The 26074-nt window shown below is 38.5% G+C and carries 26 protein-coding genes; 17 read left to right on the top strand and 9 right to left on the bottom strand.

Annotated elements, in window-relative coordinates:
- Nucleotide 1: 1 nt before the first annotated feature.
- Genes WNY79_RS11955 through WNY79_RS11935 form a run of 5 tightly spaced genes read left to right on the top strand, consistent with a single transcriptional unit; the run spans nucleotide 2 to nucleotide 4994 of the window.
- The gene (locus WNY79_RS11955; protein ID WP_076923497.1) at nucleotides 2-1972 is read left to right on the top strand and encodes a heme lyase CcmF/NrfE family subunit; all 1971 of its coding nucleotides are present in this window, start codon (nucleotides 2-4) and stop codon (nucleotides 1970-1972) included.
- Nucleotides 1969-2538: a redoxin family protein gene (locus tag WNY79_RS11950; protein WP_024599190.1), complete on the top strand. Its 570-nt coding sequence runs from the start codon at nucleotides 1969-1971 to the stop codon at nucleotides 2536-2538. Before WNY79_RS11955 ends, WNY79_RS11950 begins: the two co-directional genes overlap by 4 nt.
- A complete protein-coding gene (locus WNY79_RS11945; RefSeq protein WP_024599189.1) occupies nucleotides 2538-2999 on the top strand; it encodes a cytochrome c-type biogenesis protein in 462 nt (153 codons plus the stop codon). Before WNY79_RS11950 ends, WNY79_RS11945 begins: the two co-directional genes overlap by 1 nt.
- Nucleotides 3000-4253, top strand: a complete 1254-nt coding sequence (ccmI, locus tag WNY79_RS11940; RefSeq protein ID WP_342875947.1) for a c-type cytochrome biogenesis protein CcmI — start codon at nucleotides 3000-3002, stop codon at nucleotides 4251-4253.
- A gap of 9 nt (nucleotides 4254-4262) precedes the next feature.
- The gene (locus WNY79_RS11935; protein WP_007585858.1) at nucleotides 4263-4994 is read left to right on the top strand and encodes a VacJ family lipoprotein; all 732 of its coding nucleotides are present in this window, start codon (nucleotides 4263-4265) and stop codon (nucleotides 4992-4994) included.
- Nucleotides 4995-5056: 62 nt separating this feature from the next.
- Here the strand turns inward: WNY79_RS11935 and WNY79_RS11930 are convergent, their stop codons facing one another.
- The gene (locus WNY79_RS11930) at nucleotides 5057-6283 is read right to left on the bottom strand and encodes an HDOD domain-containing protein (RefSeq protein WP_170071849.1); all 1227 of its coding nucleotides are present in this window, start codon (nucleotides 6281-6283) and stop codon (nucleotides 5057-5059) included.
- Between the two features lie 332 nt (nucleotides 6284-6615).
- On the opposite strand from WNY79_RS11930, the gene putP reads away from it, so the two are divergent.
- Nucleotides 6616-8094: a sodium/proline symporter PutP gene (putP, locus tag WNY79_RS11925; RefSeq protein ID WP_076923495.1), complete on the top strand. Its 1479-nt coding sequence runs from the start codon at nucleotides 6616-6618 to the stop codon at nucleotides 8092-8094.
- Nucleotides 8095-8369: 275 nt separating this feature from the next.
- On the opposite strand, the gene WNY79_RS11920 is transcribed toward putP, so the two are convergent.
- Nucleotides 8370-8687 carry a YebG family protein gene (locus WNY79_RS11920; RefSeq protein WP_007584105.1) on the bottom strand — a complete coding sequence of 106 codons (318 nt, stop codon included), beginning with the start codon at nucleotides 8685-8687 and terminating at the stop codon, nucleotides 8370-8372.
- Between the two features lie 314 nt (nucleotides 8688-9001).
- Here WNY79_RS11920 and WNY79_RS11915 point away from each other — a divergent pair, with 314 nt between their 5' ends.
- Complete coding sequence (locus WNY79_RS11915) at nucleotides 9002-9298, top strand: helix-hairpin-helix domain-containing protein (protein ID WP_024599184.1); 297 nt, start codon at nucleotides 9002-9004, stop codon at nucleotides 9296-9298.
- Between the two features lie 24 nt (nucleotides 9299-9322).
- On the opposite strand, the gene WNY79_RS11910 is transcribed toward WNY79_RS11915, so the two are convergent.
- Both WNY79_RS11910 and dsbB read right to left on the bottom strand, forming a co-directional pair.
- The gene (locus tag WNY79_RS11910) at nucleotides 9323-9625 is read right to left on the bottom strand and encodes a DUF6170 family protein (RefSeq protein ID WP_076923493.1); all 303 of its coding nucleotides are present in this window, start codon (nucleotides 9623-9625) and stop codon (nucleotides 9323-9325) included.
- Between the two features lies 1 nt (nucleotide 9626).
- Nucleotides 9627-10145, bottom strand: coding sequence for a disulfide bond formation protein DsbB (dsbB, locus tag WNY79_RS11905; RefSeq protein WP_342875946.1), 519 nt, complete (start codon nucleotides 10143-10145; stop codon nucleotides 9627-9629).
- 386 nt (nucleotides 10146-10531) lie between these two features.
- Here dsbB and fadR point away from each other — a divergent pair, with 386 nt between their 5' ends.
- Both fadR and WNY79_RS11895 read left to right on the top strand, forming a co-directional pair.
- Nucleotides 10532-11245, top strand: a complete 714-nt coding sequence (gene fadR, locus WNY79_RS11900) for a fatty acid metabolism transcriptional regulator FadR (protein ID WP_004335692.1) — start codon at nucleotides 10532-10534, stop codon at nucleotides 11243-11245.
- A gap of 364 nt (nucleotides 11246-11609) precedes the next feature.
- On the top strand, nucleotides 11610-12215 hold the full coding sequence (locus WNY79_RS11895; RefSeq protein WP_007378637.1) for a peroxiredoxin C: 606 nt from the start codon (nucleotides 11610-11612) through the stop codon (nucleotides 12213-12215).
- Nucleotides 12216-12274: 59 nt separating this feature from the next.
- Here the strand turns inward: WNY79_RS11895 and WNY79_RS11890 are convergent, their stop codons facing one another.
- Together WNY79_RS11890 and smpB are read right to left on the bottom strand one after the other, a co-directional pair.
- Complete coding sequence (locus WNY79_RS11890) at nucleotides 12275-14866, bottom strand: TonB-dependent receptor (protein WP_342875945.1); 2592 nt, start codon at nucleotides 14864-14866, stop codon at nucleotides 12275-12277.
- A gap of 696 nt (nucleotides 14867-15562) precedes the next feature.
- Nucleotides 15563-16042, bottom strand: coding sequence for an SsrA-binding protein SmpB (gene smpB / locus WNY79_RS11885; protein ID WP_024599180.1), 480 nt, complete (start codon nucleotides 16040-16042; stop codon nucleotides 15563-15565).
- 147 nt (nucleotides 16043-16189) lie between these two features.
- Between smpB and WNY79_RS11880 the strand changes: the two genes are divergently transcribed.
- Together WNY79_RS11880 and WNY79_RS11875 are read left to right on the top strand one after the other, a co-directional pair.
- The gene (locus tag WNY79_RS11880) at nucleotides 16190-16630 is read left to right on the top strand and encodes a type II toxin-antitoxin system RatA family toxin (RefSeq protein ID WP_342875944.1); all 441 of its coding nucleotides are present in this window, start codon (nucleotides 16190-16192) and stop codon (nucleotides 16628-16630) included.
- On the top strand, nucleotides 16627-16950 hold the full coding sequence (locus WNY79_RS11875; RefSeq protein WP_007584122.1) for an RnfH family protein: 324 nt from the start codon (nucleotides 16627-16629) through the stop codon (nucleotides 16948-16950). Before WNY79_RS11880 ends, WNY79_RS11875 begins: the two co-directional genes overlap by 4 nt.
- 131 nt (nucleotides 16951-17081) lie before the next feature.
- Here WNY79_RS11875 and bamE read toward each other — a convergent pair whose 3' ends face one another.
- On the bottom strand, nucleotides 17082-17441 hold the full coding sequence (bamE, locus tag WNY79_RS11870) for an outer membrane protein assembly factor BamE (RefSeq protein ID WP_170071853.1): 360 nt from the start codon (nucleotides 17439-17441) through the stop codon (nucleotides 17082-17084).
- Nucleotides 17442-17548: 107 nt separating this feature from the next.
- Between bamE and WNY79_RS11865 the strand changes: the two genes are divergently transcribed.
- Nucleotides 17549-17878: a GIY-YIG nuclease family protein gene (locus tag WNY79_RS11865; RefSeq protein ID WP_197185684.1), complete on the top strand. Its 330-nt coding sequence runs from the start codon at nucleotides 17549-17551 to the stop codon at nucleotides 17876-17878.
- Nucleotides 17879-17973: 95 nt separating this feature from the next.
- On the opposite strand, the gene WNY79_RS11860 is transcribed toward WNY79_RS11865, so the two are convergent.
- Both WNY79_RS11860 and ilvC read right to left on the bottom strand, forming a co-directional pair.
- Complete coding sequence (locus WNY79_RS11860) at nucleotides 17974-19893, bottom strand: methyl-accepting chemotaxis protein (RefSeq protein WP_342875943.1); 1920 nt, start codon at nucleotides 19891-19893, stop codon at nucleotides 17974-17976.
- Nucleotides 19894-20085: 192 nt separating this feature from the next.
- Nucleotides 20086-21558, bottom strand: a complete 1473-nt coding sequence (ilvC, locus tag WNY79_RS11855) for a ketol-acid reductoisomerase (RefSeq protein WP_024599175.1) — start codon at nucleotides 21556-21558, stop codon at nucleotides 20086-20088.
- Nucleotides 21559-21696: 138 nt separating this feature from the next.
- On the opposite strand from ilvC, the gene ilvY reads away from it, so the two are divergent.
- From ilvY to WNY79_RS11830, 5 genes are all read left to right on the top strand, one after another.
- Nucleotides 21697-22602 (top strand): HTH-type transcriptional activator IlvY, encoded by a 906-nt coding sequence (gene ilvY / locus WNY79_RS11850; protein WP_007584128.1) that lies wholly within the window; start codon nucleotides 21697-21699, stop codon nucleotides 22600-22602.
- A 116-nt stretch (nucleotides 22603-22718) separates the two neighbouring features.
- Nucleotides 22719-23765: a GGDEF domain-containing protein gene (locus tag WNY79_RS11845; RefSeq protein ID WP_197185681.1), complete on the top strand. Its 1047-nt coding sequence runs from the start codon at nucleotides 22719-22721 to the stop codon at nucleotides 23763-23765.
- A 398-nt stretch (nucleotides 23766-24163) separates the two neighbouring features.
- Entirely contained in the window at nucleotides 24164-24976 is an 813-nt protein-coding gene (locus WNY79_RS11840) for a MipA/OmpV family protein (RefSeq protein WP_342875942.1), read from the top strand.
- Nucleotide 24977: 1 nt separating this feature from the next.
- On the top strand, nucleotides 24978-25358 hold the full coding sequence (locus WNY79_RS11835; RefSeq protein ID WP_342875941.1) for a DUF3019 domain-containing protein: 381 nt from the start codon (nucleotides 24978-24980) through the stop codon (nucleotides 25356-25358).
- 14 nt (nucleotides 25359-25372) lie between these two features.
- Nucleotides 25373-26065, top strand: a complete 693-nt coding sequence (locus tag WNY79_RS11830) for a response regulator (protein ID WP_076924494.1) — start codon at nucleotides 25373-25375, stop codon at nucleotides 26063-26065.
- Nucleotides 26066-26074: the final 9 nt, after the last annotated feature.

Raw genomic sequence — 26074 nt, 5'->3', positions numbered from 1 at the left:
TATGATCCCAGAAATTGGTTATTTTTCTTTAACGCTTGCCATGGTGCTAAGCGTTTTACTGTGTATTTTTCCTCTTTGGGGCGCGCATACCGGTAATCTTCGATTAATGCGTGCGGCTCCATCTTTAGCAATAGGACAGTTTGCCTTTGTACTAATCTCTTTTGCTGCCCTTATTTATGCGAGTTTAACTGACGACTTTACCGTATCTTACGTAGCGTATCATTCAAGTAGTACGCTGCCTTGGTACTATAAAATCACCTCTACGTGGGGCGGTCATGAAGGTGCTATTTTATTATGGCTAGTTATGCAGGCGGGTTGGACTGCTGCTGTTGCAGCGCGTTCTAAATCATTACCTTGGGTACTACGTGCTCGCGTACTGGGTGTGCTTGGCTTTTTAGGTGTAGGTTTTATGATGTACACCTTGCTGCTTTCAAGCCCATTTGAGCGTCTACTTCCTTATTTTCCAGTAGAAGGGCGAGATTTGAATCCGCTGCTTCAAGATCCTGGAATGATTATTCATCCACCATTACTGTACATGGGTTATGTAGGGCTTTCGGTTGCTTTCTCTTTTGCTATAGCTGCATTATTAACCGGTAAACTTGATAATACATGGGCTAAATGGTCACGCCCGTGGACGATGACAGCATGGGGATTCTTAGGTTTAGGTCTTACTATTGGTAGCTGGTGGGCGTATTCAGAACTAGGCTGGGGCGGCTGGTGGTTTTGGGATCCTGTAGAGAATGCAGCGCTTATGCCTTGGCTTGTTGCAACTGCATTACTGCATTCATTAAGTGTGACAGAAAAGCGCGGTATATTTAAATCATGGACAGTGTTACTCGCGATTGCAGCATTCTCTTTAAGCTTGCTGGGTACGTTTATTGTACGTTCGGGTATTATTGTATCGGTACATGCTTTTGCGACTGACCCAGATAGAGGCTTATTTATACTCGCCTTTTTAGGCGTAGTTGTAGGTGGTGGCTTGGCATTATATGCAATGCGTGTATCACAAGTGCACAGTGAAGGTCGATATAAGCTCGTATCACGCGAAGTTGCGTTATGGCTCAATAATATATTTTTAGTCGTTGCTACATTAATTGTTATGTTAGGCACTTTATTGCCAATGGTTCATAAAGAAATGGGGCTGGGTAGTATTTCTATTGGTGAACCGTTTTTTAATAAGATGTTTGCAATAATTTTGGTCCCTTTTGCTATTTTGATGGGAATAGGACCACTTTTACGTTGGAAGCAAAATAAATGGGCTTTCTTACAAAACAAAATATTAATGGGTGTATTAGCAAGTGTCGTGATTACCTGCGCTTGGTTGTTCTCAAGTTACGATTTAGTAAAGCCTCTTACATTATTAGCGACAACGCTTGCAGTGTGGATTGCAATATCAACAGGGATTGATATTTACACCAAAGCCGCAGTGCACGGCACATTAAAAGAAGGTTTAAAACGCTTTACTGTCAGTTACTGGGCGATGGTGCTTGGGCATATTGGTATTGCATTTATTATTGCGGGCGTAACACTGACCTCTGCTTATTCAGTAGAGCGTGACGTATCAATGAAACCGGGTGAAACCGCACAGCTTAATGAGTATGAATATCGCTTTGATGGTGTTAAAACTATTCGCGGACCAAACTACAGCGGCCATGCGGGCGTTGTATCGGTGCTTAAAAACGATGAGCTGGTAACACGCTTACATGCTGAAAAACGTAAATATGATATAGGTATGCAGTTTATGACTGAGGCAGCAATAGATGCCGGTTTTAAACGTGATTTATATTTAGCGTTAGGTGAGCAGTTAAGTGGTGATGCATGGTCACTTCGCATTTATCATAAACCATTTGTACGCTGGATATGGATTGGTGGTGTGCTTATGTCATTTGCAGGTTTCATGATTTTGTTTGATAAACGCTACCGTACATCAGCTAAAACAGCCCGTAAAGATGCACCGGAGAGTGTTTTATGAACCGTAAAATTTTAGCACTCGCGCCGCTTTTAGTATTTGCATTTGTTTGTGTGTTTTTATACCAAGGACTTTTTGCTAACCCTCGTGAAATTCAAACGGGGCGGTTAGGCCAAGAAATGCCCGCATTTAATTTACCAGATTTGATGCAAGACAATAAAGAGTGGACTAACGAGTCGTTAAAAGGCGAAGTTTACTTATTAAACGTGTGGGGTACTTGGTGCCCGACATGTTTAGTTGAACTTGGCTATTTAACTAAATTACGTGAGCAAGGCGTTAAAATTATTGGGCTTTATTACGTACAAGGTTACGACGCTGACTTTGATGGCCCATTTAATATGCAATCACTTCGTACAGAGGTGACTGATATGCTACAACGTGCGGGCGACCCATATCAATTTAATATTTTAGACTTACACCGTACTTTGTCGTTGGATTTAGGTGTCTCGGGTGCGCCTGAGACATTTTTAGTTGATAAAAACGGCACTATTTTACTGCACCATACAGGTGATATAAACCCGCGAGTATGGCGAGCTAAATTTGCGCCAATTATGCAGGAGCTTAAATAATGAAGTGGTTTCTACTTACACTTAGTCTTTTTGTGAGCATGGGTGCGTTTGCAGAGCAAGATCGCTATCAATTTGATAACAATAAACAAGCAATACTATTTGAAGAGCTAACTAAAGAGCTACGTTGCCCTAAATGTCAAAATCAGAATATTGCTGATTCAGACGCCGTTGTTGCTAAAGATTTACGCGATAAAGTACTCGTATTGGTGAAAGAAGGTAAGAGCAAAGACGAAGTGATTGATTACATGATAGACCGCTTTGGTTATTTTGTTCATTACGACCCACCCGTTACACCCGCTACTTTAGTACTTTGGGTATTACCTGTATTAATTGTAATAGTCGGCTTTGGTTTTATTGTTATTCGCCAGCGAAAAGCATCAGTAAAACAAACGTGGAGCAGCGACGACGAAATGCTGTTAGCTAAGCTAATTGAACAAAATAAACGTCAGGAGCAAAGTTAAATGATATTAATGTGGGCGTGTTTTGCTTTACTCACACTGGTTGCTCTTGGATTTGTGATGTTGCCTTTTTTAAAAAAAGAGCGCGTTCAAACAATTACTCATAATGCCAATGCTGAGCTAATTAGCATTTATGAGCAGCGTTTAGTTGATTTACAAACTGATTTAGATAATCAGCGTATTGATGGCGTAAGTCATGCAGAATCAATTGTTGAATTAAAACGTCGTTTATTGAATGAGTTATCACCAGAAAAATCACTAAACAGCAAAGGTAATAATCGTATTTTTGCTTTAACTGGTGGTGCTTTTGTTCTTGCTCTAACAGGCGTTTTTTATGGTCTAACGGGTAGCCAGCAGCAAATTTCGGCTTGGCATGATGCAATGGATAATTTAGCTGATTATGGTGAACGGGCTGTAATGCAAAAAGGTGAGCCGCTTAGCCAAAATGAGCTGCAGGCTTTTGCTTTGGCGCTTCGTACTAAGCTTAGTCGTTCTGGCGATGATGAAGTTGCTTGGATGCTACTTGGGCGAGTTGCTATGTCGCTTAATGAATTTGACATGGCGCAGCAGTCATTTGACAAAGCACTACGTATGAACCCTGATAATATGCAGGTACTTATTAGTTATAGCCAAGTTTTATTACTAGAAGGTAGCGAAGCTAATATGACTCGTGCGGCAGGTATGCTCTCAAAAGTACTGAAAGTTGAGCCTACCAATTTAGATGCAATTTCGTTATTAGCACTTATTGCCTATGAACGTAAAGATTGGCCTCAAGCTAAAGCTGCATTTGAAGTTTTACTTGCCAGTATGGAAAAAAATGATTCTCGTTATAGCATGATTTCCGAGCGTATTAGTGATATTGAGCAGCAAATGCAAACGGAAGGCTCTGTTATGCCAGTTACTAATACAACGGGTGCTATTGCAGTTACAGTCGACATTGCAAAAGAGCTTATAGATAAACAGCCAAAAGACGGTATTTTGTTTATATTTGCAAAAGCAGCAAGTGGTTCGCCAATGCCGCTAGCTGCTGTTAAGCTCGCTAAATATTCATTTCCAATTACAGTTGAGTTGAGTGATAGTAGTGCAATGGTTGCTGGGCTAAACTTGTCTAGTGCAGAAAATATTATTATTTCAGCGCGTATCTCTATAGATGACTCTGTTATGCCAAGCTCTGGTGAGCTAGAAGGTCATTCACAGTCGTTAAAGCGTGAAAGTGTAAGTGACTACCAACTTCAAATTGATACATTAATACCTTAAGGACGTTAGATGTTAAAACACAGTTTTACTTTTTTATGTTTATTGATACTAGCCGGCTGTGCTCAAGTACCACAAAGCAAAGTAGATGACAGAGATCCGCTGCAAAGTATTAATCGTCCGTTATACGATTTTAATATGGATGTATTGGATGCTTATTTATTGCGCCCCGTTGCTGTAGGTTATGTTGAAGTAACGCCTGTACCGGTAAGAAACGGTATTGTTAATTTTACAGGTAATATTACAGCGCCTGTCGATATGATTAATGCGGGTTTGCAAGGTAAGCCGGGTAATGCAAGTGTGAGCTTAGCGCGATTTTTAGTTAACTCTACAGTTGGTATTTTTGGTATTTTTGATGTTGCTAGCTCATTAGGCCTTGAAATTGTAGATGAAGACTTTGGACAAACGTTGGGTGTATGGGGGGTGGGTGATGGCGCTTATTTAATGCTACCAGGCATGGGTCCTACAACAGCACGTAATCTGACTGGTGATGTAGTCGACAACTTTGTATTACCTGAAGTTGCGCTAACGACTCCACAAACTATTCTAGTGTTTGTTTTAAAAGCAGTTGAGGCACGTGCATCATTAATCCCACAAGAGGGGTTATTAAATGATTCACTTGATCCGTACTTATTTGTAAAAGATATTTACTTTCAGCGTCAAATTTATGAACTGTACGACGGCAACCCGCCAATTAAAGAAGAGCCAGCTGATTTTGATGAAGACTTTTTAGAAAGTTTATAATTGAAAAGCCACTCACAAAAACGCCAGCTAAATGCTGGCGTTATTGTTTGCTGTTTAGATATTTATTTTTCGTTAACTATTAACTGCATTTGTTCATTAACCCAAGCTAGTGCTTCATGATAGGCATCGGGAACTTTTTCACCTAGGTTTAGTTCTTTCGTTAGTTCGTTTGCGGCAGACCAATTTGCTTGTTCATAATACTTAACTAAGTTTAAGTATTTTGCCAATAAGCCTTCGTCGTTTAATAGCGCTGCTTTTATATCATTAGAAAGTGGAAGTTTTTTCATGACGCTTTCCATGCTCTCATCCAAAATTGCATCCATAAGAGACATCATACCGGTTAAAAACGCCATGCCAGTGTCTTTAAATTGTCCGTGGGATATAGCCAGTAATTCAGCAAATCGAGCGCGTGTAAGCGATAGCCTAATTAGCTCTACAGGTTTATCTGCAGATACTTGTGCTGCAAACAGTAGTGACAATAGCTTTTTAATTTCATTGGCACCAAGCACTATAAGGGCTTGCTTAATGGTACTTATTTCAGCGCGGCGAGCAAATGCGGCAGAATTTGAATACCTAAGTAACTTATAAGACAGATTTACATCACGTTCAAACACGTCAGTGATTTTTTTAAGATCCATATCAATGTTTGATGTTTCGTAGAGTAATTCAGCTAATGCCATTTCTGAAGGCGGTAAAGCCTTACTTTGTACCATTTCAGGTTTTGAGAAGAAAAACCCTTGGAAATAATCAAACCCAAGCTCTAAAGCTTGTTGGTAAATTTCGTAGGTTTCAACTTTTTCGGCAAGTAACTTAATATGCGAGTGTGGTTTTAAATCGTTAAGAACCGTTTTTATTGTATCTATATCGCATGTTAAAAAGTCTATTTTAATGATATCAATGAACGGGTAAAAATGACGCCATACAGGTTGATGAATATAATCATCAAGAGCAATAGTGTAACCTTTATCTTTTAAATCTTTAACAATAGCTAATAAACGCTTACCAGGCTGAATCGTTTCAAGTATTTCTACAACTATTGTATCTTTACCTAGCAGAGTAGGATAACCCTTTGACAGCGTTTCTAGGGTGAAATTTATATAGGCAGGTTTATTATCGGTTAAATCTTCTAAACCAAAATTAAACTGGCTTCCCTCAATAAGTCGTGTTGTTGCTTCGTCACCATCTATATCGGGAAATACGTTATCAACGCCATCACGAAATAAAAGCTCATATCCGATGAGCTTTTTATCTCTGTCTAAAATCGGTTGACGTGCAGCGTAAAAATACATAAACAGTTCCGTAAGAGTGATGTAATTAGGTATTGTAATAATATATGGCAAAAGATTCAAAATAGCATTACGTATATTTGCATGATTAATAAATTATCATTATAAATTAAGGGGTTTCTTGTATTTAATTTATTATATTTTACCAATTAGCTTTAAAATTATTCAACATGAGTATTTTTGTATCAGCTGGGGGCAACAAGTTGGAGATTTTATTATTAAGCATGATATAGTCAGCGAGAATGGTTTTTATCCTAATAGTGTCTTTATTATAATATTTTAAGAGTCAATATTCGGATTAAGAGCCTGTTATTAATAATTATGCGGAGGCTAATTTGGAAACAGGAATGATTATTTCACTAGCATTATATTTTGTTGTAATGTTAGGTATCGGACTATATGCATATAAGCAATCTACTGACGATGTATCTGGTTACATGTTAGGTGGACGAAATCTATCTCCAAGCGTTGCTGCACTGTCTGCGGGTGCATCGGATATGAGTGGCTGGATTTTAATGGGCCTACCTGGTGCGATGTTTGTTACTGGTTTTAGTAGTACATGGATAGCAATTGGCTTGGTAATTGGTGCTTGGTTAAATTACCTGTTGGTTGCACCAAGATTACGTGTGTACACTGAAAAAGCAAATGACTCTATAACAATCCCAGATTACTTTTCAAATCGCTTCAATGATAAGTCAAACTTATTACGTGTTGTATCAGCTATAGTAATTATCGTCTTCTTTACCCTTTATACGTCATCAGGTGTTGTAGCCGGCGGCAAGCTGTTTGAAAGCTCATTTGGTCTAAGTTATGAAATGGGTTTATACATTACGACAGGTGTAGTTGTTTTATATACTTTGTTTGGCGGTTTTTTAGCGGTTAGCTTAACTGACTTTGTGCAAGGTTGTATTATGTTCATTGCACTTATTCTAGTGCCTACCGTTGCATACTCTTTACTAGAACAACCCCTAGAGTCAACTCTGCATAGCGTAAACCCAGATATGCTTAACTGGATTGGTGCAGGCTCTGCATTAGGTATTATTTCTGCAATGGCCTGGGGCTTAGGTTATTTTGGCCAACCACATATCATTGTTCGCTTTATGTCAGTACGTAGTGTTAAAGATATGCCTAAAGCACGCCGTATTGGTATGACATGGATGATTGTTGCTGCCATTGGTGCTGTTGGTACTGGTATATTTGGTGCTGCTTATACTTATGAGAATAATATTGTAGTTGAAGATCCTGAAACGATTTTCTTAATTCTTTCTGAGTTATTGTTTCACCCACTTATTGCTGGCTTTTTATTAGCTGCAATTTTAGCTGCCATTATGAGTACAATTTCTTCACAGTTACTTGTTAGTTCAAGCTCATTAACAGAAGATTTCTATAAAACATTCTTACGTAAAGATGCTAGCGATAAAGAACTAGTTGCTGTTGGCCGTATTAGTGTAGCCATAGTTGCTATGTTTGCTATTTACTTGGCTTACGACAGAGATAGCTCTATATTAGATTTAGTAAGTAATGCCTGGGCTGGCTTTGGAGCTGCGTTTGGACCACTTGTATTGTTTAGCCTTTATTGGAAACGTATGAATTTTGCTGGCGCCTTATCAGGTATGTTAGTAGGTGCGTTTACTGTACTAATTTGGATATATGGACCATTTACTATAAATGGTGAAGGCTTAAGCAGCTTTATGTACGAAATAGTACCAGGCTTTATTTTAGCGAGCATCGCAATTGTTGTTGTTAGCTTAGTTACAAAAGAGCCTGAGAAAAACATTACCGCTTTATTTGATGAAGTAGAAAAAGAGCTTTAAATAGTAATTACTGCCCATTTTTGAATGGGTAGTAAATTAATACCAATCCGCAATAATACTTAATCATTTTGCGGGGCTAAACGTGTCACTACCTGCGTTGAAAATTATCATTTAGAACAACTAAATAGCGAATTTTTTGACTGGCTATCAATACGTTTTTCCACCCTCAAAATAGATCACTTAATAAAGCGAATTGGTATAATAAAAAAGGGAGCAACTTAGTTGCTCCCTTTTTTATTTAGTTTGTCCCGACCGAGGAAAGGGCAATCTACGAGTTAACTTGCTTTTTTATCGTTGTTATCTTCAATTGATGCAACGTTATCTGACTTTTTACTTTTTGCTGGCGCTTTGGTAACAACTGGATCTTTACCGCCCTTTAGTATGGTCATAAAGTCATCTTTGCTTTTCGCTATTTCTAAAGCAAGTGATTCAATTTGTTGCTCACTAAGCGGTACGTCTACCTTTTCTAGCATTAGCTCAAGTGATTCTGCTATATCGAGCATCTTGTCATAAGCATCAGCTTCTTTTTTGGTAGTAAACGTCATACGCTCGACTCCGTTTCGTTCTACAACATATTTAACAACAACAGCCATGATTTCTCCTGCAAAATTGCTTGGCACCGTGGTTTGTAAAAACCATTAGATTACTGTTTTTATGTACAGTAATGGTTTGGGCGTAAATTTGCAAGCGCGAAGTATTAATTTTTAGGTGTCTTAAATTTGACAAAAAACGGTAACTTTACTTTAGTTAAGCAATCACTTTGTTGTACCAGCTGCATTTTCAGGATTTCGGATCATAGTGATAATGCGTTTAGGTACACTTTAAGTGATGAGCTTTACAGTTCCTTATTTTTTAGTTTTCCTGAGCAACATTCAAAATTAAGAAAAGAAGAATAAGGACAAGTTTGATGAAAACGTTAAAAAATTTATTAATTATAAGCTTATTATGCCTACTACCTGCAACTACCGTATATGCACAATTATCGGAAGTAACTAAGCAAATGCCTCATGTTGAGACAATTAGTATAAATAATGCAGATGCTGAGATGCTTGCTAAGCTACCTGGCATAGGAAAGAAAAAAGCGCAGGCAATTGTGGATTACCGAGAGGAAAACGGCGAATTTAAAAGCGTCAGTGATTTATCACAAGTTAAAGGAATTGGTAAAAAACTATTAGCCAAATTAGAAGGGAAAATATCACTTTAAAGCGAGTAAGGAATAATCAGGGCGTTATACGCCCTGATTAAGTTGTTTTAGCGCATCGCTTAAGTGCTTTTTAGCAAAGTTAATTTCAATAGGTGTTGTTAGTAGCGGATAGCAAAGCCCACCAAGTATCAAAAAAGGGATTAATATCCAGCCTTCAAATACCGTAAATATTAAAAATAAAGGGCTAAGTAACAATAATTTTATAATACGTAGTAAAACTTTATCTGTTGGCGATAGCATACTTAACGAAAGTGCTATTACGTCCTGACGCTTGCGTACTTTTAGATGTTTAAGCTCATCTAATTGGCTTGAAAAAAATGTAAACATATCAAATCGACTTTTTAATTAATAAACGGCCAATAACTATAATAAATAGTGTTAGTGAGAAAACCCCAAATATAATTTCCATCCAAGCAGGCATGCTCAAACCAACAAATTGCCAATCTATATTTCCACAATCCCCGGTCGCTTGAAAAAAGCTAGGTATCCATTCATGTAACGGCATAAATGACGGGAAGTTTGGCTCAAACTCACAGCTGAATGCAAAAGGATCTGTGGTGGTTTGCATATCAATATGTTCGCGAGCAATTAAATATCCCCAAACACTCGATACCCCCCAAACTACATACGCAAGTATACGAACTGTTTTGCTCTGTGGTTTAGTCGAACCTATAATTCCTGCACCTAATAAGCCTAGTACAGCGGTGCGTTGGTATATGCACATTATGCAAGGCGCTAACCCCATTTGGTATTGAAAGAAAAGAGCGGTCACTTCCAGTAAAAAAACGATGGCTGTAAATAAAAGCCATGGGGTACGTTGGGTGGGTAATTGCGCAAGCCAGTTCATAAAAATTCCGCGTTTTAATAAGACGTTAGATTATGACGCAGGATAAAGTATGCAGCAACAAAAAGGAGAAAAAAGCTACCGAAGTCACTTTTTTTAAGATGAAATTAGTGACTACTCGGTAATGCCCCAATAGGGGCGACATGATGATCTATTAGGCCTCATTAATACATAACAAATAACAATGTACCTACGATGAATATTACCAGTAGAACTGTGCAGTTTAGCTAAATTATAAAAATATAAATTTTATTATTTATTAATCTTTAATTTCTACTCATTTGCTTATTAATATACCTGACTTTACTTGTTAGTTATGCTTCGTCTGGTACAATCAGTCAGTTATTCGTGTAAAACGATGAGTGTTGATTAATTCGAGTGGGAACTGGATGAGAATTTTTAAAGCGAAAAGCCCAGCAGGATTTGCTGAAGAATATATAGTTGAATCTATTTGGAACGGCGATTTCCCTCCAGGTTCAATTCTACCTGCCGAGCGAGAACTTTCAGAGTTAATTGGTGTTACAAGAACGACCTTGAGAGAAGTATTACAGCGTTTAGCACGTGATGGTTGGTTAACAATTCAGCATGGTAAACCGACAAAAGTAAATAACTTTTGGGAAACGTCAGGCTTAAATATTCTTGAAACATTAGCGCGCTTAGATGAAGACAAGATGCCAGAGCTGACAGATCAGCTTTTATCTGCACGTACTAATATTAGTGCTATTTATACACGTGCTGCAATTAAGTTAAATCCTGAACGTGTAATTGAAATTTTATCACAAAGCCATGAGCTAGAAGACACTGCGCAGGCATTTGCTGACTACGATTATAAAGTTCATCACGAATTAGCCGTTGCGGGTAATAACCGTATTTATGTATTAATACTCAACGGTTTTAGGGGCTTTTATTCAAAGATTGGTTGTCATTATTTCTCTGATGCCGGAACTCGTGAACTTGCTCGTCAGTTTTATAAAGATTTAACAATTCTGGCAGAAAATAAAGAGCACGATGGTGCTATTTCGATGATGCGTAAATACGGTCATCAAACAGGTGAGATTTGGCAAAAAATCCGTGGCGATATGCCCTCAGATATAATGGATTAAATCTAAACGAGAAACCTGCATTTGCAGGTTTTTTTGTATCTGTAAAAATTAATACCACATTATATGATTTTTTAAACAATTTAACGTACTGACTCTTCTTTAGTAACGTCCAAAGCTCTATCTAATTACAACGCAGTTTACATTTCAAAATAGACATACTATTCAGGCAAATTTGTGCAAGTTGTAAGTGTTCGTTATTTTCGATTGCTCACATCGATAAATGCGATTGTTCTTTTGCGGTGAATAACTTTAGAATTCCAATTAATTATATGTATGCGCTATTGGTTTTTAATTTTTAGCGCCCATATAAGTACCAGCATTGCGAAAGCAATTGAAAACAAACTCAAAATATTTGGAGAATAAAATGGGTGTATTAGTAGGCCGCCAGGCACCAGACTTTACCGCTGCAGCTGTTCTTGGTAACGGTGAAATTGTAGATAGCTATAATCTTCATGAAACCATTAAAGGTAAAAAAGCAGTTATCTTCTTTTACCCACTAGATTTCACGTTTGTATGTCCTTCTGAACTGATTGCATTTGATAAGCGTTTTGAAGAGTTTCAAAAGCGTGGCGTAGAAGTAATTGGTGTTTCTATCGATTCACAATTCTCACATAACGCATGGCGTAACACTGCTGTTGCAGACGGCGGTATTGGTAAAGTTCAATACGCACTAGTTGCAGACGTTAAACACGAAATTTGTAAAGCGTATGACGTTGAGCATCCAGAAGCGGGTGTTGCATTTCGTGGTTCATTCTTAATCGACGAAGAAGGCAATGTACGTCACCAAGTAGTGAACGATTTACCACTAGGTCGTAACATCGACGAAATGCTTCGCATGGTTGACGCGTTAGCGTTCCACACTGAGCACGGTGAAGTATGTCCTGCTGGTTGGACTGAAGGTAAAAAAGGTATGGACGCAAGCCCTGAAGGCGTTGCTAAGTTCTTATCTGAAAACGAAGGCGAGCTATAATCTAGCCCTTAGTTTTAAATAAAAAAACCGCCAATTGGCGGTTTTTTTGTGTCTTTTATTTAGAAAGAAAAGCTTACTTTAGTGTACAAGTAGCGGCCACGAGGGTTATGCACAGCTGATGCATAACCGTATAAATCGCCATCGCCATCACCAATTGCAAATGGTGGCTCTTCATCAAATAAGTTATTAACACCTAAAGATATTTTAGCTGACTCAGTAATACGGTACGACGTTTGTAAATCAACAAGCGTTTGCGAGTCAATCATACGTGAAGTATTGCTATCAAAGTCTAAATTGCCATCAAAGTCGATATCAGGTGTATCTTCAAATTCACCTACATAACTGATATTTACGTTGGTGTTAAACTCACCAATTTCCCAGTTGGTTGAGAAAATAAAGCGATGCTCTGGGTAGCCATATTCACCGGTGTAATCACGACCATCTTTTTCAAACTTATCTTGATATGCCCACTCTAGATTGAATTTAAGTAAACCTAAGTCATCAAGAGAGTGGTTATAGTTTGCTGAAACATCAACACCAGATACTTCCTGCGATGATAAATTTTTAAATGTGCTGTGTATTTTTTGTATTGTGCCTAAGCTTGCACCGCCTGTAGGGGCTAAACGAACACATACAGTACTATTTTGGTTACCGCATTCTGCTGCATAAATAGGACCAAATTCTTCTTCATCGATTTTGTTATCTTGAGTAATACTCCATACATCAACACTTAAACCAAACTCAGCTGTAGGTGCCCAGATAACGCCCACGTTCCATGATTCTGACTCTTCTGCTTGTAAATCAGGGTTACCAGAGAACTCAATGTTGTAATCAAGTGCTTGGCAATCTAATCCCGTTTGTTCACAGCGCTGCGTATCAACAAAGAATTGGCTTTTTTGCGACGGACCTAAGCCTATTTGCGCTAGCGAAGGCGCTCTAAAGCCTTGCGCCCAAGAACCACGAACAGTTACTTCGTCAGTTGGTGCCCAGCGCAGAGCTATTTTTGGATTTGTTGTTGTACCAAAGTCGCTATAATCATCGTAACGACCTGCTAATTGTAGTTCGAGGTTTTCAGCAAGCGGGATCGAGAATTCAACATATGCAGCGTATTGTTCACGATCAGCAGAAGCTGATACTGATTCAGTACCAAATATTAAGCCACGTTGAAATTGATCATCAGGGATATCATTTACATCTTCTTCACGGTACTCAATACCGGCGGCCATCATTACAGCTTCGCCACCAAAACTAAACGCTTCACCTGTAATGTTTGCGTCAAAAGAGGTCATATGAGACTCACCGCGACGTACTAAGCTGGTTGTGATTCTGTCAATTACAGCAGGGTCGTTATATGTGCCACCGAATGGATTATAGTTACCGGCATCAATTTCTTGTTGTAAGAAATCGGTGCGTACCCAGCCTTGTGTACGATCGCCAGTTTGTAGTGATTTACTGCGACCTTTTTGTATCGCAGTCTCCCAGCTCCAATCGTTTATTTCGCCCTTCAACCCCGCAACAAAGCGTAAGGTATCTGACTCAATGTCCCATTGGCGAGCACCAGCATCTACTGTACGGTAGCGACCAATTTGAATATCTTCACCAAATGGATTGTTTGGATGACTAGCGGGTACAGTAAGGCCTGCATCTTCATCAAGTGGTGTTGGTGCACCAGCAGCGACAGAGCTATTATGCTGAACAGCCATTTCTAAAAAGCCAGTAATGCCGTTATCAAAGCGGTATTCAAATTGTGAAATAGCGCCTATACGCTCAGATGCTGGGGCAACATATCCATATGGGCCGTAATCAAATAAGCAGCTACCACTTGAAGTTGCATTTTCAGCAGGACAGGTAGGGTCGATTGTTTTAACGCCATCTACGTAAAAGTAGCCCGGGAAACCACGAGATGAACGGAAATCTTCACCACCATAAGGTGCTTGGTTTGCAGTGCCAAGGCTGCCCATTTCATCAGAAGAAAGAGATGTGTTTTTAAAGTAATCGATAATAACAGATGCACTACTTTTTTCGCTTGTAGTACCCCAAACTAGGCTTGCTGTTGTTTCTTCATAACTTGGACCATCCGTACCGCCATAGCCTAGGTTAATCTCAACACCATCAATATCTTTCTTTAAAATAACGTTAACTACACCCGCTACTGCATCTGAGCCGTAGATTGCTGATGCGCCATCTTTGAGTATATCTATGCGCTCAATAGCAGAAACAGGGATACTGTTTATATCTACAAATGAGTTGGTGATCCCTTCAGCAAAGGCACTAATTGATACACGGCGGCCATTGATCAGTACGAGTGTTGCATCGGCTCCTAAGCCACGTAAGCTTACTGCAGCTGAACCGTTAGCGGTTGAATCTTGGTTGTTACCACGAGTAGAGAAAGTACCGCTACCTGCTACAGGCATTCTTTCTAGAAGCTGCTGCAAGTTATCGTAACCCATGTTTTCGATTTCAGCTCTACCGATTGATTGCACCGGAGAAGGCCCTTCAATATCAGTTCGCTTAATACGAGAACCAGTAACCTGAATTCGCTCTACTTTTTTAGCTTCTTCAGCTGCGTAAGCCGTTGTTGTAAAACCTGCTGATAATGCGAGTGTTGCGCCCACAATAATGCTTGGTGTAAATGCAGTTGATTGCTTCATCCTTAAGTCCTTGTTGATATATTATAAAATTATTTGCTTAACAAGCGCGGGTATTAATATCATGTAACTTAAGTGTTAGCAATTAGCTTAATTTGTGATTTAAGTATTAGTTTCAATGCTTTTTTGTGGGTTTTATAACCTTATTTACACTTTTTCTAGGTGAAACTAAGCGTGAATAGGACATAGACTTAATAATTGTTATATAGCTAGATGAAGCCATGTGTGGAATTGCTAATGATCAAAGTAATTTGTAATAATTTATTTCTATAAATTAAAAATTTTGTTTTATCTGCTTTTAATTTGAGAGGGGAAGCTGATGCTAAAGGCATTGAAACTTTCTGATTTACGACTGTGTAGATACAGGAGGTAGGGTAATGCTGGAGCAATAGCTGAGAATGGCTAAGTAATACCAGCCTGCATAAATCTTTGATCAATTTAACGAATTAAATTGCACTATAACGTCGTTAAAAATTTTTTATTTAGAACAACTAGATATAAAAATTTTTGCCTAGTTCTAGCGTAATTTTCTTAACGTTAAATAGACCCCATATATAAGCAGATTGGTATAACAAGTTTTGTCTTGTTATCGATACAATTTTCTTATTTCAAAGTAGATTACTTCATTGAGCGAGCTGGTATTATTTGAGTTTTTATATAGGTGAAATTAAAAACGCCTAATAAATTAGGCGTTTTTATTTATGCTTTATGCTTCATTAAGCGTTCTTTTTCACGCGACCAGTCTTTATCTTTACCGTCTTCGCGTTTGTCGTGTAGCTTTTTACCCTTTGCTAGATGAAACTCAAGTTTTACCCAGCAGTTTTTCCAGTACATCGCTGTAGCTATTAAAGAATAGCCATCGCGCTCTGTAGCACCGAATAAACGGTCAAGTTCGCGTCTGCTTAATAGCAATTTACGATAACGTAGCGGGTCGCAAATTACATGGGTCGAGGCACTAATAAGTGGCTGAATCTGACTGCCAAGTAAAAATGCTTCGCCATTTTTAAGATGAATATAAGTTTCTGTGATATTTACTTTACCAGCTCGGATACTTTTAACTTCCCAGCCTTGTAGTTCAATACCTGCTTCAAACTTATCGTGTAAAAAATACTCATGTCGCGCTTTTTTGTTTAGCGCGATGGTATTACTTGTCGATTTTGATGAATTTTTCTTAGCCATAGTGCCCTATAATATACGTAATGTGAGATGTTTTACATCGATTTTTTTAATAATGCTTTTAAAAATTTAGCTTTAATTTAAGCAGCATGAAAATTTGGGGAAACGCGCAAAGCTTGCTAAAATTCGCCCACACAGTTGGGAGTGAGTATGCCACAAATAGAAAAAAGTGCGCTGGTTATGTACAGCACTAAAGAGATGTTTGATCTAGTTAATGATGTAGAAGCTTATTCACAGTTTTTACCAAATTGCTCAGATTCAAAAATTGTTTCACAGCACGATAATAACATGACCGCGAGTTTAGAAATATCTAAGGCGGGTATAAAAAAGTGGTTTACCACCGAAAACACCTTTGTTGATGAACAAACCGTGTTACTACGCCTTGTTGATGGTCCGTTTAAGACGTTAAAAGGGCGCTGGCATTTTCAAGAGCTTGACGCCAAAGCATGTAAGGTTCATTTGCACCTCGAGTTTGAATTTTCAAGTAAGTTAATAGAGCTTGCCTTTGGAAAGATTTTTAACGATGTAGCAAAAAATATGGTGAGTGCATTTACTCAACGTGCAAAACTGGTTTATGGAGCGCGAGTATGATTAATGTTGAGGTAGTCTTTGCATTACCGACCACAGCCACGTGTTTATCAATTGAAGTGCCACAAGGGACTACAGTAGAGCAAGCTGTTATTCAGTCAGGTATTATAGAAAAGTGTCCGGAAATTGATGCCACATCGCTAACGTTAGGTGTGTGGAATCGAACTGTAAAAGCTAACTATGAATTAAAAGACGGTGATCGTATAGAAATATACCGGCCATTAATTGCAGACCCTAAAGATGCTCGCAGAAAACGTGCAGAAAAAGCAAAAGAAGAGGGGCGTGCAAATAAAATAACGGGTGGTCGCCCACTCGAGAAGTAATACCAATTGGCATAAACCTCGAACCGTTTAACAGATTAAATCACACGCTAACGTGGTTAAAATGGTAAAGCTTTTTAAGTAAACCAATAAAAAAGGTGAGCCATGCTCACCTTTTTTACTACTTGAGACGTTTATTGCTCTAGCGGTGTAGTAAAGTTTTCAGGTTGATCATAATCACCTGAGATTGAAACTAACTTTTCATTTTCAAAGTTTATTACTAACTCTTTATTTTGTTCGTTTTTACGGCCTTTATTAAAGCTGTAAATATAGCGCCAAGTATTGTTATCAAAGGCGTCCTCGGCAATAGGTCTACCTAATACATAAATAACTTGCTCTCGGGTCATATTTACACGAAGTTTTTCAACATCCGATTGCTCTAAAAAGTTGCCTTGCGGGATGTTAATTCGGTATACCCAGCTAGAGCAACCTGCTGCTGAGCTAAGTGTTAAAGCAACGATAAGCCAAAGAGAAAAAGTTTTTAACGACTGCATTGTTAGTTGTGATCCTTATTTTTTATAATCTGCATGATACCGATTAGTCACTGAAGGTAAAACCCTTTTAAGCAATTGTTTTATGTTAAGGGCGTTAAGGTAATGTTTTGACCACTAATAATGAAAAAAGTTTACAACACATTGAAACGAATATTTTAAAAGCTGAGTCTACTTGGTTTTTATATATAGTTGAAACACGATTTGGTCATTGGTACACAGGGATCACGACTAATGTTGAAAAACGCTTTGCAACTCATCAAGCAGGGAAAGGGGCTAAAAACCTTAGAGGCAAAGGGCCGCTTTTACTTATTCATCAACAACAAGTGGGCAACAAAAGTGAAGCAAGTAAGCTTGAATATCAATTAAAAAAGCTCTCCAGGGCCAAAAAGGAAGCGTACGTTTTAGCATTTAATAGCGGCGTAATTGAAAGCGCTTAACTTGTTCAAATTAAGCATATTCGCTGTGAGCAAAAACTACATTTGATTATAGTCTTTGCTCACGGTAAACATACAGTTTTATAGCTACTTACTACTTAGCGGTGTTTTTCAAAGGTCGCTACAAGTGCATCAAGTGTTTGTGCGCTGTTTGCTAAGTCTCTAATAGCTTGCTCTGTATTGATTTGCTCGCTCATTGCTTTATCGCTAATTTCGCTAATTTGCTCAATATTACGACTTACATCGGCAACCACGTTACTTTGCTGCTCAGTTGCAGTCGCAATGAGCGTAGCCATATCGTTAATTTGATTGGCTGTTTCGGTTATCGTATCAAGTAACTCTACTGAGTTTTGCATAGCACCAACGCTTTGCTGTGCTTTATCTTTCGATTGACCAATATCGTTAACTACATCTTCAGATATTCTTGTAAGTTCTTCAATCATAGATTGAATTTCGGTGGTTGATTGCGATGTGCGGTTTGCCAGTGCACGTACTTCATCAGCAACAACAGCGAAACCGCGCCCGTGTTCACCAGCGCGAGCAGATTCAATTGCAGCATTTAAAGCAAGCAGGTTAGTTTGATCCGATATGCCTCTAATTGAGTCAACAATACTTGCTATATCAACCGTTTTTTTAGAAAGCAAAGTAACTTGCTCTGTTATGCCATCAATATCGCTGGCAAGGGCTGATATAGTTGCTTGGCTTTGGAGCACTTGTTTGTGACTTTGAATGGTGTTTTCGCGGCTGTTATCAGTTAACTTTGCTGTATTTGCTGCGCTTTGCGCTATTTCTTGTACTGTAGCGCCCATTTCGTTGATTGCTGCTGCGACAGATATTGTTTGCTCTTTTTGGTTGTCTATTGCTTGAGAGTTTCGTTTTGCTTGTTCAAATACATGATCAGAACTTTGACGAATATCGTGGCTTTCGCTGGCAACCTGAGTAATAGCTACCTCTATTTTATTAATAAACTGATTGAAGCCATTACTTAGATTGTTAAGCTCTGGTTGGCTCGATTCTGGTAAGCGATATGCTAAATTTGCATCGCCTGAGCCTAAGCGTGAAAATAACTCAGCCATTTTAGAAAGTGGAGATGAAAGTGAGCGAGCAAGCAAGTAACTGATTAAACTGGCAACCAATGCTGTAATTACCGTAAAAGTAAATATTTGCCATTGCAGGGTATTTACGCTTGCGAAAACTTCACTTTTTGGCACTTGGGCTACAACATATAAGTCGGTGTTTTTAATAGGCATAGCAGCAACGAGTGTCGGTTCACCATTTAAATTGATTTCTTCTAGTGCAAAGCTATTACTATTAAATAGTTGGCTGTGAATATTTGCAGTATATAAATCATCAATATTTGCTTTAGCTACTTTACTTGCATCTTTATGAAGCTGAATCAATCCACTCTTATCTGCAATAAATACAAAGCCTGTTTGCTCAATTTTAAATTGCTGTAATAGCTTTTGCATATCAGTGATGCTTTTTGCAAGACCTGCTAAACCAGTACCATTAGCCTGCTGATGATTTACAAACATTTTCACATCATTGGCTGACTCTTGATAAATACTGATAGAGTAGGGTTGTTTTGATTGCTTAAAAGCAAAGAACCAGCCATCGGCTGCATCGTTTTTTAACACACGCAAAAAACCATTCTGGTTCCAGTACTTTGCAGTGTCTCTATTTGCCCAAGATGCTGTGGCTAAATCGTATTGCTGAGCAACGCGATTTAATTCTTTTAATAGTAATGTATCGTCTTGGTTGTTTGATTGAGCCCATTGTAAAATAAATTCGTTTGATGATAGTTGCTGAGCAGCACCGAGTAACTCGTTGATTTCACCGCCTATGTGATTGCTGATTGTTTGCAGTTTACTAGGAAGCTCTGACTCAATCATACGTCGCTCGATAATATCCTCTGAGCTGTGTAGGGAAGTCAAACCAATCAGTGCGGCTACGCATATAGCAATAACACTGCCTAAAGCTGTGATTTTTTGAGTGATCGAAAGATTTTTTATCGTCATGATATTAATTAATTTTACAACTAAATAGAAAAACATATTAGCACATTATTTATTTGGAACTAAATATTGGCTAAGCAGAATAGGCAAAGATATACCGGATTGGTTAAAGTTTTATTAACAAGCATAAAAAAGCCCACATGCAAAAAGCATACGGGCTTGGTTTCTAACAAGCGAAACTTTTATTGTTTAGGATTAAACAATTTTTTTCATTGCTGACATGTAGCCACGTAATTTAGCACCTACTTTTTCAACAGGGTGTTCACGCAGTGCGGCATTGATTTGAATTAATGTTTGGTTATCAACTTGGTTACTGTGCTCGCCAAGGCCTTTACCAATGATGTCTGTATCAACGTTTTTCATAAAATCAGCAAGTAATGGTAAACATGCATGGTTGTATAAATAACAGCCGTATTCTGCAGTATCAGAGATAGTACGGTTCATTTCAAAAAGCTTTTTACGCGCAATCGTATTGGCGATTAATGGCGTTTCGTGTAATGACTCGTAGTAAGCTGACTCTTCGATAATGCCAGCTGCTGTCATGGTTTCAAATGCAAGTTCAACACCCGCTTTAACCATTGCTACCATTAAAATACCGTTATCAAAAAATTCTTGTTCTGAGATTTCTACATCGCCAGCAGGAGTCTTTTCAAAGTTAGTTTCTGCTGTTTCGCTACGCCATTTAAGTAAGTTTACGTCATCGTTATTCCAGTCTTCCATCATAGTGCGTGAGAAAGTGCCGTCGATGATGTCATCTTGATGCTTATTATAAAGTGGACGCATAATTAGTTTTAGCTCTTCACTTAGTTCAAACGCTTTTACTTTTGCAGGGTTTGAAAGGCGGTCAAGCATGTTTGTAACGCCGCCGTACTTAAGTGCTTCGGTAATTACTTCCCAACCATATTGAATTAGTTTTGATGCGTAACCCGCATCAACGCCTTTTTCTATCATTTTATCAAAACATAAAATAGAGCCAGTTTGTAACATGCCACATAAAATGGTTTGTTCGCCCATTAGGTCAGACTTAACTTCAGCAATAAATGATGATTTAAGTACACCTGCGCGATGACCACCCGTACCCGCTGCATACGCTTTAGCTTGTGCTAAACCAAGACCTTGAGGGTCATTTTCTGGGTGAACTGCGATCAGAGTTGGTACACCAAAACCGCGCTTGTATTCTTCACGTACTTCAGAACCAGGACACTTAGGTGCAACCATGATTACAGTAATGTCTTCACGTACTTGCATGCCTTCTTCAACGATATTAAAACCATGAGAGTAAGCAAGTGTAGAGTCTTTTTTCATAAGTGGCATAATTGCACTTACTACAGCGGTATGTTGTTTATCTGGCGTTAAGTTAAGTACTACGTCAGCGGTAGGAATTAATTCTTCATAAGTACCAACAGTAAAGCCGTTTTCAGACGCATTTAAAAATGATTGGCGACGCTCAGAAATAGCTGAAGCACGTAATGTGTAAGAAACATCTAAACCAGAGTCACGTAAGTTTAAGCCTTGGTTTAAACCTTGTGCGCCACAGCCTACAATAACTAGTTTTTTACCTTTAAGTGCGTCAACGCCATCGGCAAATTCGCCTGCGTCCATAAATTCACATTGCGCTAATTGCGCTAATTGCTCGCGTAAAGGTAAGGTATTGAAATAATTCGCCATTGTTAGTGTCCTATAAAGTCATGTTTGTTAGATGCGCAAAGTTTATTGCGCTTACAAACACCATATGTAAAATCGTTGCTTGCGTAAAATGATATATTTGAATTAAAGTGTTTCATAATATGAAATACTGGGTTTGACATGGATCATAAACATTTAAACTACTTTTTAGCGCTGGCTAAAACACTCCACTTTGGGCGCGCAAGCGAACTTTGTCACATAAGCGCGCCCACTTTGAGCCGCAATATAAAACACTTGGAAGAAGAGGTAGGTGTTGCATTATTTGTACGCGATAACCGCAGTGTTAAATTAACGCGTGAAGGTGAGTCGTTTATTGATTACGCCACAGCGACGCTTGCTAACTGGCAGCGTTTTAAAACGAATGTAAAAGACCCGCAACAACATATTTACGGCAAAGTAAGTATTTATTGCTCGGTTACTGCATCTTATAGTTTTTTACATCAAATATTAGAGCAACTACGTGCGCAGCATCAGTATATAGAAATAACATTAAATACAGGCGACCCTGCACTTGCTATAAACCGCGTGTTAGATGGACATGAATTAATGGCAATTGCAGCTAAGCCAAATAAGTTACCGGCACAAATTGCTTTTGTAGATATAGGGCATTCACCACTTTTATTAATTGGACCAAAAATTCAATGCCCGATCACACAAAAACTAACGCAGAATGGTGATGACATTAATTGGTCTGATTTAGAATTTATTGTGCCAGAACAAGGTTTTTCTCGCCAAAGGTTAGAACACTGGTGGCGCAAAAATAATATTCACGGGAAAATTTACGCACAAGTTGCTGGGCACGAAGCGATGGTATCTATGGTGAGCTTAGGATTAGGTGTCGCAATGGTTCCTAAAATAGTGCTAGATAACAGCCCGCTGCAAGATAAAGTACAAATACTAACACCAAAAATGCAAGCTCCTGATGGGTTTGATATTGGCTTGGCTGTATTAAGGAAAGAGTTAAATGACCCTGCAATCAGCGCTTTGTGGAATATTGCGCAAACTTTAGATGCAAAAGCGATTTAATGCGCGCAGAGAATAAGCAAGTTAGTTAAATAGTATGAATATAGGTTGCGTATAAGTTTACTATTACTTAACATTGAGCGCTAATAATAAAAACAATGACGCTTGAGAGTTTATTTATGAACCACGCTGTATCACTTGCTCATTCTGCCCAATGCCTGAAAAAGGCGATTCCTTTGATGGTAAAATACCGAATGCCGGTTACTCCCATCAACTATGCAATTTGGTACTGTTATATTCAAGGAAACAAACCGTCACTAAATGCTGAGTTAGACCACGTTATTGCTCAGCAACAAACATGTTCACAAGACAAAGCAAAAGAGATATTTGACAAACATTTAACGCAAGACGATCTCGTTTTTTTTCAAGAAATGACTGAAAAATTTCATACAACTATGGAGCAAGTTCAGCAAGATATAAGTACCACGCTTGATCACTCCAAAAGCTTTACGACGAGTTTGGTTGACTCTCAAAATGAATTAAATATGCTTGTTGATGTAAATTCTTACAATGAGATATTAGGTTGTGTTGAGCGTTTAACCGACGATTCTATTGCAATGCAAGATTATGCTCGCGAATTTCAAACTAAATTAGCCGTTGCCTACAATGAAATAAAAGACTTAAAAGAAGCACTCAATATTTCAAAAGAAGCAGCCGATACCGATACACTTACGGGTTTTTATAACCGAGGTAAGTTTGATTCTGATATTGTAAATTTTTGCTTTGAATATTCAGAGCAAGCGCAAGAAGACTCTCTTGCTGTCCTTATTATGTTTGATATTGATCACTTTAAGCGCTTTAACGATGATTTTGGCCATCAAAAGGGTGACGAAGTACTTAGGTTAGTTGCTAAAAAAGTGAGAGAGAATACAACGGAAGCTGCAAACGTGTATAGATATGGTGGCGAGGAGTTTTGCATAACAGCCTACTTTGACACTATTAACGATATAATAGCGTTTGCCGATTGTATTCGTTTAGCAATTGCAAAACTGGTGATTCGTAAAAAGCATGATGTAACTGCAAAACGAGCTATTTCAGCAAGTTTTGGTTTAGCAATTTTACGCCCATTTACCAATAGCTCCGTTTTAGTTGAGCGAGCAGATAGAGCTTTATATATCGCTAAAACACATGGACGAAACCGAATAGAAATAGCTCCAGATATTTAATAAGTATCTGGTGTTTATTTATCAGGTTTAAAGTCACTTAATTTGAGTTTTTTATCAAATATCAATCTCGTTAAACTATTAGGTTTCATGGGTAATAAAGCTGGCTGTAACGCGTTAGTTCCTAGCTGCCTTTATTTAGATATCTGTATTTCATCGCAGCATCTGATTTTCTAAGTATCTCAAAGTATAACTTCCGAAAGATAAATAGCCTGCAGAAACATAAAAGTTAACATTTTTGTATACAAATTGTGAATAATTGTAACCAGCTAGAGCTAGTTTAAAAAGACCTTGCTAGTATGGGGAACTCTCTTATTTTAATACTTTGATTTACGCTGATGCGGTATGCCTTCTTATTATTAACAGCTCTATGTTTTAGCACTTTATTTGTTTGCCTTTCGGTGCAAGCAACACAGGCAAGCAAGCAAGCTGACGATTATTCAGAGCAAGACATAATAACCGACCGTCTGCATTTGAGTTTAAGCGTGGGGGCTGGAGTTATAACCAACCCTTTGCATGGTGGAGATAATATTCCGCTCGTGCTTATTCCACAAATTGCGTTTTATGCAGAGCAATGGTTTTTTGATAATGGCCGTCTTGGTTATTCATTTTTGCAAACCCCTAAGCATCACTTTAATCTAGTTGGTGAACTCAATTCTGAGTCACGCTTTTTTATAGACTGGCACCCTAAAAATATATTTACACTACAAAGTAGTGCCCTCAACAATCAGTTCGTAATGCAAGATGAAGCCTCGTCCACTCGCTATGTTGATATTGATAATTTACATAAACGGCAAATTGCACTGGATGCGGGTATTGCATATCATTATGTAAATGAGGACCAAGTTTTTTCGGTTCAGGCCCTGCATGATATAACCGATGTTTATCGAGGTGTACGCGCAGCATTGCAGTGGCAGTATCATACTGTGATAGGAAAGCTCAAAATAAAGCCAACACTTGGAATAAACTATAAATCTGCGGAACTAAATAGCTATTTTTATGGACTTAATGAGGGTGAAACTCAATTTGGCAAAATAGACGTTGGTAGTAGTTGGCAACCTTATGCTAAAATCGACGCCCGTTGGCCACTGAGTAAGGCTGACTCTCTTCGTTTTCATGTAGCATATTACGACTATTCGGCTATGGATGGCAGTCCGCTCTTTGAACGTACTTATTCAATGACTGCATTTATAGGATTCGATCGTACTTTTTAATATGAAGTATTCAATATTAGTTGTGTTTATTACCACTTTTTTTAGTGGTTTTAGTGTGGCACAAACCCCTTTTTTTAGCGTTTCTCCAAAAGTCTGCGTCGTCTCTGAACAGCAGGGTTTTTGCGATCTTGATTTACAATTTGAGTGGCAATTAAACGCCTATAGTGATGTCTGTTTGTATCAGCAAGAGCGACTGCTTCAATGCTGGGAGCAACAACTTTCTGGGCAATTTAATTATAAAGCGCGTGTTCAGGTGGAGACCATATACTCCTTAATCAATCCTCATACGGGTGTGTTATTAGCTAAGACACAAGTTGAAGTACAAAGCGCCCATGCTAAAAAAAATAGGCGTAGGCTTCGCTCTCCGTGGAGCTTTTTTTAATTTAGGAGCAACTAATGCCAAAAATTTTACTTGTTGAAGATGATCTAGGTTTACAACAACTAACAAAAGATTACCTTGAACATAATGGCCTTGAAGTCGATGTGTTAGACCGCGGTGACGAAGTGTTTAATTACCTAGAGAATAATACACCCGATTTAATGATTTTAGATGTTATGCTGCCGGGTAAAGATGGCTTTAGCGTTTGCCGCCAAGTAAGAGATAAATTTACTCTACCAATTTTAATGTTGACTGCTAAAGGTGAGGATTTCGACCAAGTACTTGGCTTAGAGCTGGGCGCTGATGATTATGTAATAAAACCAGCAGAGCCACGTGTATTACTAGCGCGAATCAATGCATTACTGCGTCGTGGACAACCTATAGTAAAATCAAGTGAAGAGCTCCAGTTTGGTGATTTAGTCATTGATAAAACAAGTCGTATTGTAAAACTAAGTGATTCAGAGATTGTATTAACTTCGCACGAGTTTGAGTTACTATGGCTGTTAGCGTCAAATGCGGGTGAAGTACTAAGTCGAGAACACGTGCACCAACATATGATTGGCCGCCAATATGATGGACTTGATAGAACTGTGGATGTACGCGTATCACGCATTCGTAAAAAATTAGGCGATAACAGCGATAAGCCGTATCGTATAAAAACTGTATGGGGACAAGGTTATTTATTTGTTTCTGATGCGTGGGATCTCTAGAACTATTTA

The organism is Pseudoalteromonas sp. AS84, assembly GCF_038900255.1.
Taxonomy (GTDB): Bacteria; Pseudomonadota; Gammaproteobacteria; order Enterobacterales; family Alteromonadaceae; genus Pseudoalteromonas.
The sequence above is the reverse complement of the archived record's forward strand: the minus strand, read 5'-3'. Positions and strand labels throughout refer to the sequence as shown.